Origin of the sequence: Devosia sp., from assembly GCF_041917035.1 — a bacterium.
Lineage (GTDB): Bacteria > Pseudomonadota > Alphaproteobacteria > Rhizobiales > Devosiaceae > Devosia_A.
In genome coordinates, this window is record NZ_JAYRYM010000123.1 from 1 (window position 1) to 11560 (window position 11560).

Annotated in this window: 10 protein-coding genes; 4 read left to right on the forward strand and 6 right to left on the reverse strand. The window is 69.8% G+C overall.

Annotation, left to right across the window (positions count from 1 at the left end):
* Nucleotides 1–162 precede the first annotated feature (162 nt).
* The 6 genes from ACE3TU_RS13195 to ACE3TU_RS13220 form a co-directional block, all read right to left on the reverse strand.
* Nucleotides 163–936, reverse strand: a complete 774-nt coding sequence (locus ACE3TU_RS13195) for a crotonase/enoyl-CoA hydratase family protein (protein WP_374624883.1) — start codon at nucleotides 934–936, stop codon at nucleotides 163–165.
* Nucleotides 937–958: 22 nt separating this feature from the next.
* Entirely contained in the window at nucleotides 959–1378 is a 420-nt protein-coding gene (locus ACE3TU_RS13200; protein WP_374624885.1) for an acyl-CoA thioesterase, read from the reverse strand.
* 8 nt (nucleotides 1379–1386) lie between these two features.
* The gene (locus ACE3TU_RS13205; protein WP_374624887.1) at nucleotides 1387–2148 is read right to left on the reverse strand and encodes an SDR family NAD(P)-dependent oxidoreductase; all 762 of its coding nucleotides are present in this window, start codon (nucleotides 2146–2148) and stop codon (nucleotides 1387–1389) included.
* The gene (locus ACE3TU_RS13210) at nucleotides 2145–3389 is read right to left on the reverse strand and encodes an acetyl-CoA C-acyltransferase (RefSeq protein ID WP_374624889.1); all 1245 of its coding nucleotides are present in this window, start codon (nucleotides 3387–3389) and stop codon (nucleotides 2145–2147) included. The genes ACE3TU_RS13205 and ACE3TU_RS13210 overlap by 4 nt, the downstream gene beginning before the upstream one ends.
* Nucleotides 3386–5251 (reverse strand): feruloyl-CoA synthase, encoded by a 1866-nt coding sequence (locus tag ACE3TU_RS13215; RefSeq protein ID WP_374624891.1) that lies wholly within the window; start codon nucleotides 5249–5251, stop codon nucleotides 3386–3388. Before ACE3TU_RS13215 ends, ACE3TU_RS13210 begins: the two co-directional genes overlap by 4 nt.
* 83 nt (nucleotides 5252–5334) lie before the next feature.
* The gene (locus tag ACE3TU_RS13220; RefSeq protein ID WP_374624893.1) at nucleotides 5335–6066 is read right to left on the reverse strand and encodes a GntR family transcriptional regulator; all 732 of its coding nucleotides are present in this window, start codon (nucleotides 6064–6066) and stop codon (nucleotides 5335–5337) included.
* Nucleotides 6067–6244: 178 nt separating this feature from the next.
* On the opposite strand from ACE3TU_RS13220, the gene ACE3TU_RS13225 reads away from it, so the two are divergent.
* The 4 genes from ACE3TU_RS13225 to ACE3TU_RS13240 all read left to right on the forward strand — a co-directional run.
* On the forward strand, nucleotides 6245–7372 hold the full coding sequence (locus ACE3TU_RS13225) for a 5-methyltetrahydropteroyltriglutamate--homocysteine S-methyltransferase (protein WP_374624895.1): 1128 nt from the start codon (nucleotides 6245–6247) through the stop codon (nucleotides 7370–7372).
* Nucleotides 7373–7583: 211 nt separating this feature from the next.
* Complete coding sequence (locus ACE3TU_RS13230; RefSeq protein WP_374624897.1) at nucleotides 7584–8312, forward strand: cupin domain-containing protein; 729 nt, start codon at nucleotides 7584–7586, stop codon at nucleotides 8310–8312.
* Nucleotides 8305–10377 carry a hydantoinase/oxoprolinase family protein gene (locus ACE3TU_RS13235; RefSeq protein WP_374624899.1) on the forward strand — a complete coding sequence of 691 codons (2073 nt, stop codon included), beginning with the start codon at nucleotides 8305–8307 and terminating at the stop codon, nucleotides 10375–10377. Before ACE3TU_RS13230 ends, ACE3TU_RS13235 begins: the two co-directional genes overlap by 8 nt.
* Before the next feature lie 10 nt (nucleotides 10378–10387).
* Nucleotides 10388–11560: hydantoinase B/oxoprolinase family protein (locus ACE3TU_RS13240; protein ID WP_374624901.1), on the forward strand; the 1173-nt coding region annotated here is incomplete at its 3' end.

Sequence of the window (11560 nt, forward strand, 5' to 3'; positions counted from 1 at the left end):
CCTCGGCGGACGACCGGCGCGCCAATGCCCTGCACCTGACCGCCGAAGGCCGGGACTTCGTCGCCCGGGCCCGGGCCCTGCACGATGCCATGGAGGAGGAACTGGTGTCGCGCCTCGGCGGCCCGGGCGAGCGCGACCGGCTGCTGTCGCTGCTCGATCGGCTCACGACCTGAATACTGGCGCGCGCTTTTCGAGGAAGGCGCGCAGGCCCTCCTCGGCATCCGGTCCGGTCTGGCTGAGGGCCGCCGTGAGGCTCTCGGCATACAGGCCCGCCTCCGGCGGCATGGTGCCGATCTGCGCGATGGCCTGGATGACGAAGGCATTGATCGTCGGCGAGTTCCTGGCGATCCGCTCGGCGAGCTCGAACGCCTTGTCGAGCCCCGTTCCCTCGGGCACGAGATGGTGGGCCAGCCCGAGGCGCTCGCCCTCCTCGCCCGAATAGGTGCGTCCGGTCAGCATCATCTCGGTCAGCCGGTCCGGACCGATCAGCCGCGAGATGCGCACCGAGCCGCCGCCGCCCACGAAAATGCCGCGCAGCCCCTCCGGCATCTGGAAGCGCACGCTCGCTTCGGCCACCCGCACATGGCAGGCCGCGGCGCACTCGAGGCCGCCGCCCATCACCGCCCCCGAGAGCGCCGCGACCACCGGAATCGGCGAGTTCGCCAGCCCCGCCATCACCCGATGCCAGTTGCGCGAATGCGCCATCACCTCGAGCGGCCGGCGGTGAACATGCTGGGACAGATCGAGCCCCGAGGAGAAGTGTCCACCGGCGCCGCTGAGCACGATGGCCCGCGTGCCCCGCGGCACCGCGCCGAGGAAGCGGTCGAGCGCCGCCACCATGTCATCGTTGAGGGCGTTGCGCTTTTCCGGGCGATTGAACAGCAGGTGGACGATCGGCCCCCGCTCCGTCACGACCAGCGCGGTGGATTGTGTCATGGTCCTCGTCTCCCCAGCGGATTCACTGCCCGGCCTCGAGCCGCTGCCGCACCTCGTCCGGCAGCGGCGCCGAGCGGATGCCGCCCTCCGCCGTGCGCACCGTCCAGACCCGCTTCTCGTCGGCCTCGACCGCCGTCTCGCCAGCTTGAGTGAGCCGGTGCCGGATGCCGAAGCTCGAGCGGCCCAGTTCCGTGATCTGCGAGTGGATCTCGACGACATCGCCGAACCGGCAGGGGCGCGCGAACCGCGCGCCGGTATCGACCATCGGGATGCCGGCGCTGCCATAGCGCTGCAGCCAGTCGCGCTTGTGCATGCCGAGCGCCGCCGAGAGCAGCCCCGCACTGGCATTGTCGAAGAAGCGGAAATAGTTGGGGTAGTAGACGATGCCGGCCGGGTCGCAGTCGCCGAACTGGATTTCGAGCGTCGTGGTGCGCGCGAACATGCGGCCTCCTACCGTGCCGCCATGCGCAGGGCGCCGTCGAGGCGCACCACTTCGCCATTGAGGTAGTCGTTCTCGATCATGCCCAGCACCAGTGCGGCGAACTCGCCGGGCCGGCCGAGGCGCGGCGGGTTGGGAATCGTCGCGGCAAGACCCTGCTGCGCCTCCGCCGGCAGCTCGGCCAGAAGCGGGGTGAGGAACAGCCCGGGCGCGATGGCGAGGACGCGGATGCCGAAGCGGGCGAATTCCCGCGCCGCGGGCAGCGTCAGCGCGACGATGCCGCCCTTCGATGCCGCATAGGCGGCCTGGCCGACCTGCCCCTCGAACGCGGCGACCGATGCGGTGGAGATGATCACCCCGCGCTGGCCGTCCGCATCCGGCTCCGCCAGCGACATGGCGTACGCCGCAAGGCGCAGCATGTTGAAGCTGCCGACCAGGTTGACCCGGACCACCCGCTCGAAGGCGTCGAGCGGCATCGGCCCCTCGCGCCCGACGATGCGGGCCGCCGTGCCGATGCCGGCGCAGTTGACCAGCACCGCCGGCGGGCCGAGCGCCGCGACGGCCGCCGCGACGGCGCTCTCGGCGCTTCCGGCATCGGCGACATCGGTGGCGAAGAACCGGCCGCCGAGTTCGCGGGCGATGGCCTCGCCGGCGGCGGCATTGCGGTCGAAGATGGCCACGCGGGCCCCGCGCCCGCAAAGGGCCCGCGCGGTTTCGGCGCCGAGCCCGGAGGCGGCGCCGGTGACGAACGCGGTTCGGCCCGAGATGATCATCGCCCGGCCTCCGTGTTCTCGATGAGCAGCGCGATGCCCTGGCCGCCGCCGATGCAGGCCGAAGCGACGCCGTAGCGCGTGCCGGACCGCCGCAGTTCGAGCGCCAGCGTCAGCGCCAGGCGCAGGCCCGTCGCCCCCAGCGGATGGCCGATGGCGATGGCGCCGCCATTGACGTTCAGCCGGGCCTCGTCGAGCCCCAGTTCGTCCACGCAGGCCAGCGTCTGGGCGCCGAACGCCTCGTTGATCTCGATGCGGTCGATTTGCTCGAGCCGCATTCCCGCGGTCTCCAGCACGGCGCGGATCGCCGGTGCCGGGCCGATGCCCATGATATGGGGCGGCACGCCGACCGCGGCGCTGGCGCGAATGCGGGCCAGCGGGCGATGTCCGTTGGTCGCCGCGTAGCCCGCCGAGGCCACCAGCACCGCCGCCGCGCCATCGACGATGGCCGAGGAATTGCCGCCGGTCTGCACGCCTGCGAAGGCGGGGCGCAGTCCGGCGAGCACCTCGTAGGGGGAGGGGCGGATATGGCTGTCCGTACTCACCGCCTCGATACCGCGCGGCAGCCGGATGCCGCGGGCCTGCAGGCCCTCGACCTCGAAGGCCTCGCTGCGCACCGGGACGATCTCCTCGGCCAGCGTCCCGGCGTCGCGCGCCGCGAGCGCGCGGGCAAAGCTGCGCGCCGCGAACCGGTCCACCCGCTCGCGGCCGATGCCGTACTGCCGCGCCAGGTTCTCGGCGGTGTCGCCCATGTTGACGCAGGCGGCGGGGTCGTAGAGGGCCTCCCACAGGAAGTCCTTGAACTCCACCCGCCCCATGGCGAAGCCGTTGCGATGCGTATAGGCGGCGACCGGATTGCGGCTCATCGACTCGCAGCCTGCGGCCAGCGTCAGCTCCACCCGGCCGAGCGAGACGCTGTCGGCCGCCTGCGCGATGACTTCGAGCCCGGTGCCGCAGATGCGCTGCACGAGGTGCGCCGGCGCCTCGATCGGGGCGCCGGCATAGAGGCCGATATGGCGCGGCGTGACATAGGCATCGAACGAGGCCTGGGCCATCGATCCGGCAATGGTGTGACCGATATCGGCCGCCCGCACGCCGGTGCGCTCGATGGCGGCCCGCGCGGCCCGGATGCCGAGGTCGATCGGTGAGACCTCGGCGAGCGCGCCGCGATAGTCGACGAACGGTGTGCGGGCGCCGCCCAGCAGCCAGGCATCCTCGAAAGCGAGGCGAAGTCCGTGGCTCATGTCCGCTCCCCTGCGCGCGCCAGTACGAAGATGCCGGCCCCCGGCGGCTCGGCATAGAGGGCCGTCACCAGGTCCGGCCGGTGGCTGCGCACCGCCCGCTGGTTGATCGAGCCCTTGTCGGTGATTTCGCCCCGGTCGATATCGGGCGGCTCGGCGAGCAGCAGCGCCCGCGCCACATGGTTCGAACTGCCGGTCGCTTGCCGCGCCAGCGCGGCAAGGCTCTCCCCGAAGCGCTGCTGCACGGTGGCGTGGGAGATCACCGCGGCCGCGTCCGTGCCGGCCGGCAGCCCGGCCAGCCGGGCGCAGGCCTCGACATCGGGAAAGATCATCGCGCCGATGAAATTGTGGTCCAGCCCGGTCAGCACCACGTCGCGGATCAGCGGCGCGCAGGCCGAGATCACCGCCTTGCGCACGGCGGCGAAATTCACCCAGGTGCCGGTCGAGAGCTTGAAGTCCTCGGTGACCCGGCCGTCGAAGACGAAGCCCTTGCCGAGCTCGGCGGGATCGGCGTAGCGCACCGCATCGCCGATCCGGTAGAAGCCCTCCTCGTCGAAGGCTTCCGCCGTCCGCACGGGGTCCCGCCAGTAGCCGGGCGTGACGTTGGGGCCCTTGAGGCGCAGCTCCGTCTTGTCCTCGTTGCGCACCAGCTTGATGGTCATGCCGGCCGCCGGCAGCCCGATATGGCCGGCTTCCTCCACCGGCCAGGTGGTGGTGAAGGCGAAGGGCGCCGTCTCCGTTGAGCCGTAGCCGGTGATGATCAGCACCCTTTCCCCGGTTTCGGCGCGGGCCGCCCGGTCGAGCCCCTCGAACACGTGCTGCGACAGGCCCGCCCCCGCGTATTGCAGCAGCCGCAGCCGGGCGAACAGGTTGCGGCGCGCCTCCGGATGCGCGTCGAAGGCGGCGACGAGGAATTCGTAGGCCTTGGGCACATTGGTGAAGAAGTTGGGCTGCACCTGGCTCAGGTTCTCGAGCGTCCGCCCGAAGCGGGCCGGCGTCGGCTGCCCGTCGTCGATGTAGAATGTGCCGCCATTGTAGATGGCCATGCCGGTATTGTGGCTGCCCCCGGCCACATGGTTCCACGGCATCCAGTCGAGCAGCACCGGCGGCTCGTCGGCGACGAAGGCCAGCGCCTGGCGGATCATCTGCTGGTTGCACGCCATCATGCGGTTGGTGGTGATCACCCCCTTGGGCAGGCCGGTGGAGCCCGAGGTGAACAGCACCTTGGCCACCGTGTCGGCGGTGATCGCCGCATGCGCCGCAGCGACCGCCGGGGTGACCGGGGTGGCGAGCAGCTCGGCGAAGCTCCGGGTCGGCCGGCCGTCGGGCGGGTCTGTGCGCACCACGAGGGGGATGTCGGCCGCAAAGGCGGCGGCGATCGCCGGGGCGAAGCGCTTGCCCTCGCTGGCGTAGAGCAGCCCCGGCGTCAGCAGCCCGGCAATGTGCCTCAGCTTGCCGTGGTCGGTCGAGAGCAGCGAATAGGCCGGCGAGATCGGTGCATAGGGGATGCCCACCCAGATCGCCGCGAGCCCGAGCAGCAGGTGCTCGATCTCGTTGCCGGAGAGGATGACCAGCGGTCGCTCCGGCGACAGCCCGGCATCGAGAAGCGCCTGCGCCAGCGGCGGCAGGCGGTCCAGCACCTGGGCGAAGCTCAGCTTCCGCCAGCCGGCACCCTCGCGGTCGGCGATCAGCACCGCGTCGGGCGTGGCTTTCGCCCAGGCCTCGAGGGCGTCGACGATCGAGCGGGGGTAGGACCCCAGCGGCTCCACCGACCGGACGATGGTCGTCCCGTCGGTCCGGTGCTCGGCGTCCGCGGCCATGCTCCCCAGCCGCACCGGGCGGATGGGGACGCCTTCGACGTTCATGAGATCCTCCCTCACGCCAGATAGTTATGTCGGATAACAAAAAGCGGCGCAAGGGGAGCGGCCGGCGCCTCCGGCCGGTGCGCTCAGCCGACCACCAGCGCCAGCGCCGTCACGCGGCCGATCAGGCTGCGATCCTCGTCCAGCACATGCTCGAGGTTGTGCCGGGCGAGGCGCGCGTGCTCCCGCGCCAGGCTCTCGGCGCGGGCGCCTTCGCGCTGCTCGATGGCTTTGACCATGGCCCTGTGCTGCGCCTGGGCCCCGTAGAGCGAACGCCGGATGGCCGGGACGTCGGCCTGCTTGTCGAGGAAAGCGCTGGGCGAGGCGAAGGGCAGGCGGGTCACCCGCTCGATCTCGCGTCGCACGACGGCGCTGCCGAGGGCCCACAGCTGCTCGTGGAAAGTGGCGTTGAGCTCGACATAGCGATCGAAATCCATGTCCGCGACATCGCCGCCCAGGCTGCTGTCGAGCGCCTCGAGCAGGCGGCGCAACGCGCCGAGCCGCCCGGCGGCGACGCCGCGCTCGGCCGCAAGGCGCACTGCGGTTCCCTCCAGCACGCCGCGCAGCTCGATGGCGTCGACGACATCCTCGCGGCTGAAGCTGCGCAGGGCGTAGCCGCCCGACGGAATCGCCTCGATCAGCCCTTCCTGGGCGAGGCGCGCGAGGGCCGCCCGCAGCGGCGTGCGTGAAAGGCCCAGGCGGCCCGCCAGCGCCACCTCGGACAGCCGTGCGCCGGCCCGCAACTCGCCCGACACGATCAGCTCGCGAAGCCCCATGAGGGCGCGCTGCGACTGGATTGCACGACCCCCGCCGTCCATCCGGACTCCCAAGTGAACCGACTCCCACCGCAGGATGTATACAGCACCTACGCCCCGGGCGCCACAACCCATCGATTTGGCGCCGACAGGCACTGAATGTATACAGATTTGCCGGAAGGCTATTGCCACCACGCTGCGATCCGGCCATCACTTGGCCTTCCGTCGAGGAGGACAACGCATGGCTGCCACCCTGTCGAAACCCCCATATCGCGCCGACATCGTCGGCAGCTTCCTGCGCCCGGACACGATCAAGGCGGCCCGCAAGGCGCGATTCGAGGACAAGCGCCTGTCGGCCGAGGACCTCAAGCAGATCGAGGACGAGGCCATCCTCGAGGTGATCCGCATGCAGGAGCAGGCCGGCCTCAAGGCGGTGACCGACGGCGAGTTCCGCCGGGCCTGGTGGCACTTCGACTTCATGGGTATGCTCGACGGGCTGGACATCGTGCAGCGCGAGGGCGGCGGCATCCAGTTCCATGGCGTCGCCACCCGCGCCGACGTGCCGGTGATCACCGGTCCGCTGAGCTTTCCGCCCGACCACCCGATGCTCGAGCACTTCAGGTTCGTCGCGGCGCATACGAAGGTGACTCCGAAGATCTCGATCCCCGGCCCGAGCGCCATCCACTTCCGCATCGCCGAGAGCGACATCGCGGTGCCCGAGTACAAGCACGATGCCGAGGCCTATTTCGAGGCCATCACCCAGACCTACAAGGCAGCGGTCGCGGCCTTCTACGCCGCCGGCTGCCGCTACCTGCAGATGGACGACATCTTCTTCGCCTACCTGTGCGATCCCAAGATCCGCGAGCAGCGCCGGGCGCGCGGCGAGGACCCGGACTGGCTGATCGGGCGCTATGCCAGGATGATGCACGACGCCATCGTCGATCGCCCCGACGACATGCTGATCGGCATGCACATGTGCCGGGGCAACTTCAAGTCGACCTGGGTCGCCGAGGGCGCCTACGATCCGGCCGCGGACGCGGTGTTCAACCAGACCGACGTCGACATCTACTTCATGGAATACGACACGGACCGCGCCGGCGGGCTGGAGCCGCTGCGCCTGCTCCCCAAAGGCCACAAGCGGGTGCTGCCCGGCTTCATCACCACCAAGACGGCAGAACTCGAGGACATCGACGACCTCAGGCGCAAGTTCGAGGCGGCCTCGAAGTTCGTCTCCCTCGACCAGCTGGGCATCGCGCCGCAATGCGGCTTCGCCTCGACCGAGGAAGGCAACGCCATCACCATGGACGACCAGCGTCGCAAGCTCGACCTGGTGGTGAAGACGGCGGAGACCATCTGGGGCGGCGTCTAGGCAGCACCAGCCCCCCTCGCACTGCCGATGCACGGGACGCCGGTAGGGAACGCCCGGGCATCCGGGCCTCGTCGTCGGAGCACGTTGCGAGCAGCAGGGGCGCGGGGCCGGAGGTGGCCGCCCGGCCGCCTCGCGGGTCGCGCACAAGCGGCTTGACGGCACGGCAGGCGTCTCATAGCCTTTTTAGAAATACTAAAAGGCAGGGCCTCCCATGGAGAAACCCCTCGGGCCGGACGACGTCCGGCAGGACCAGACCATCCTGGGGGAACGCCTGCGGGAGCGGCGTCAGGCGCTCGGGCTGACCCTCAAGCAGGTGGCCGACGGCGCCAGCCTGTCGGTCGGGTTCATTTCGCAGATCGAGCGCGGCATCACCACGCCGTCCCTGTCGTCGCTGGTCAACGTCTCGCGCGTGCTGGGTCAGCAGGTTTCCTCGTTCCTCTCGCTGCCGGCCGGCACCGCTTCGCTGACCCGGCTCGACCAGCGCCCGCACTATGCCGTGGGCTCGAGCGCGCTGGTCTACGAGCGCATCTCCGCCGCCTTTCCCGGCTATCAGCTGACCACCGTCATCATCCACCAGCCGCCCGGCTACCGGTCGGAACTCATCGCGCATGATGGCGAGGAGCTGTTCTACATGCTCTCCGGCGCCATGACCGTCGAGGTCGAGGGCGAGGTCTTCGTGCTCGAGGCGGGCGACTCGCTGCACTTCTCCTCGCAGAAGGTGCACACCACCTGGAACCACACCGACGCCGAGGCGGTGCTGCTGCACACCTGCACCATGGACGTGTTCGGCGATCGCGAGGGGCGGCAGGACGTCGCGACGCCCCTGGCCGCCCAGCCGGCGCGGACAACGACCAGGGCGGCGGATGCCGCCCCGTCCCGCCGCCGCCCGCCCGCCTCCCATCACCAGACCCATGCTCCCGAGGAAACCACAGATGGCTGACACCACGATACGCGTCGCGACCGACGTGGGTGGCACCTTTACCGATCTCGTCTGCTTCGAGACCGATCTCGCCACCGGCGCGTCGCGCGTCGTCACCGCCAAGGCCGACACCACGCCCCCCAATTTCGAGCAGGGCGTGCTCAACGTGCTGAAGAAGGGCGGGGTCGATCCCGCCACCGTCGATTTCCTCGCCCACGGCACCACCGTCGTCATCAACGCCCTCACCGAGCGCAAGGGCGTCAGGGTGGGGCTGATCACCACCGAGGGCTTCCGCGACAGCCTCGAGATCGCCCGCGGCAACCGGCCGGACTTCTTCAATCTCCACTACGAGAAGCCGGCGCCCTTCGTGCCCCGCTACCTGCGGCGCGAACTGCCCGGCCGCGTCACCTACAGGGGCCGGGAACTGCGCCCGCTCGACCTCTCGGGTCTGCCCGCCATCCTCGACGATTTCCGCGCCGAAGGCGTCGAGGCCATCGCCATCTGCTTCCTCCACTCCTACGCCAATCCCAGCCACGAACAGGCCGCCGTCGAGGCGGTGCGCCGGCTCTGGCCGGAGGTCTCGGTGGTGTCCTCGCACCAGATCACCCGCGAGTGGCGCGAGTACGAGCGCGCCTCGACCGCCGTGCTTTCGGCCTATGTGCAGCCCACGGCGGAGCGCTACCTGTCGCGCCTCGCCGCCGGGCTGGCCGAGCAGGGCTTCCGCCACAGCCCCTACATCATGCAGTCCAACTGCGGCGTCGACACGCTCGAGTCCGTCTCGCGCATCCCCATCACCATGGTCGAATCCGGTCCCGCCTCGGGTTTCTGGGGGGCCGCCGAACTCGGCAAGCTGATCGGCGAGCCCAATGTGCTCGCCCTCGATATCGGCGGCACCACCGCCAAGTGCTCGCTGATCGAGAACGGCGAGGTCAAGATCAAGACCGACTACTGGATCGAGCGCGATCGCACCTCCTCGGGATACCCGATCATGGTGCCGGTGGTCGACCTCGTCGAGATCGGCAATGGCGGCGGTTCCATCGCCTGGGTGGACGATTACGGCAAGCTGCATGTCGGGCCGCGCTCGGCCGGCGCCGTTCCGGGTCCCGCCGCCTATGGCCGCGGCGGCACCAATGCCACCACCACCGACGCCAACCTCTGGCTGGGGCGGATCAACCGCGACTATTTCTGCGGCGGCGAGGTGATCGCCGACATGCAGTCGACCGAGGCCGCCCTCGGCGCCGTGGCGAACCGGCTGGGCGTCAGCGTCGACGAGGCGGCGCGCGGCATCGTCCGCATCGCCAACAACAACATGGTCAATGCGCTGAAGCTCGTCTCGCTCAATCGCGGGCACGATCCGCGCGATTTCACCCTCGTCGTGTTCGGCGGCGGCGGTGCCATGCACGGCATGGCGCTGGCGGCCGAACTGGGCGTCAGGAAGGTCGTGGTGCCGGCCGGCGCCTCGGTGTTCTCGGCCTGGGGCATGATGATGTCCGACCTCAGGCGCGACTACTTCGTCACCCGCCTCGCCGACCTGAAGCCGGGCTCGGCCGACGCCATCGAGGCGCTGTTCGCCGAGACCGAGGCGCGCGCCACCGCCCAGTTCTCCGCCGAGGGGGTCGAACCCGCGCGGGTGAAGTTCGATCGCTACGGCAAGTTCCGCTATCAGAACCAGGAGCACACCACCGAGGTGCTGATTGCGCCCGGCCCGATCACCGATGCCCGCCTCGCCGAGATCGAGACGGCCTTCCACACCACCTACGAGCGCGAATACACCTATCGTCTCGCGGCGCCCGTCGAGATGGTCGGCATCCACCTCGTCGCCTCCGCCGAGGTCGGCAAGCTGACCATGCAGAAGTGCGAGGGCTCCGGCGCCGCGGCCGACACCGCGCTCAAGGGACATCGCGATGTCGACTATGCGCTCGAGGGCGTGCACCGCGCCGCCATCTACGACGGCACCCGGCTCGAGCCCGGCATGCACTTCGTCGGCCCCGCCATCATCGAGGATCCCGGCACCACGGTGGTGATCCACCCCGGCCAGCGCGTTTCGATCGACGGCTACGGCAATACCCACATCGAGCTCAACTGAGGAGACGGCGATGAGCTACTCGGCAAACGACCCGATCACCCTCGAGATCATCCAGAATTCGCTGCAGGCGGCGGCCGACGAGATGTTCGCCGTCATGCGCAAGACGGCGATGAGTTCGATCATCTACGAAGTGCTCGACATGGGCACCGGCATCACCGACGCCAAGGGCGCGCTCGCCTCCTCGGGCGCCGGCATCCCGGCCTTCGTCGGCATGCTCGACAAGGCGGTCAAGGTGATCGTCGCCAAGTTCGACAAGCCCGGCGACATCGAGCCGGGCGATGTCTTTGCCACCAACGACCCCTATTACGGCGGCGTCACCCACCTCAGCGACATCGTCGTGGCCATGCCGGTCTTCGTCGGCGACAGGATCATCGCCTGGACCGCCAACATCGCCCACAACTCCGACGTGGGCGGCATGGCCCCCGGCTCGCTGAGCGGCAATGCCACCGAGATCTTCCAGGAGGGCCTGCGCCTGCCGGCCATCAAGATCATCGCGCGCGGCGAGCCGATCCGCTCGGTCATGGAGATCATCAAGGTCAACTCGCGCATGCCCGACGTGCTCGAGGGCGACGTCTGGGCCGCCATCGCCTCGGTCCGCATCGGCGGCCGGCGGCTGGTCGAACTGGCCGAGAAGTACGGCGTCGAGACCTTCGAGACCGCCATGGCGTCCTTCCTCGATTTCGGCGAGGAGGTGACGCGCCGCGCCCTCGCGAACCTGCCCAAGGGCACCTTCGAACTGACCGAGGAGCAGGACGACGGCCAGTTCTTCAACGTCAAGGTCACCATCTCGGACGAGGCCTTCGTCGTCGACCTGCGCGACAATCCGGACCAGGCCCGCAATCCGGTCAACACCAGCCGCGACGGCGTGATGGTCGCCGCCCAGCTGATCGTCAAATCGCTGACCGATCCCTATTCGGCGGCCAACGAGGGCTCGTTCCGGCCGATCCGGCTGCTGACCCGACCCGGCTCGGTCTTCGAGGCCACCGAGCCGGCGCCGATCGGCTTCTACTACGAGGTCTTGCTGCGCGTGTACGACCTGATCTGGCGCTGCCTCGCCCCGCACATGCCGGATCGGCTGGCGGCGGGACACTTCGCCTCGGTCTGCGGCACCTTCATCGGCGGCGTCCATCCCGATACCGGCCGGCAGTACACCATCATCGAGCCGCAGATCGGCGGCTGGGGC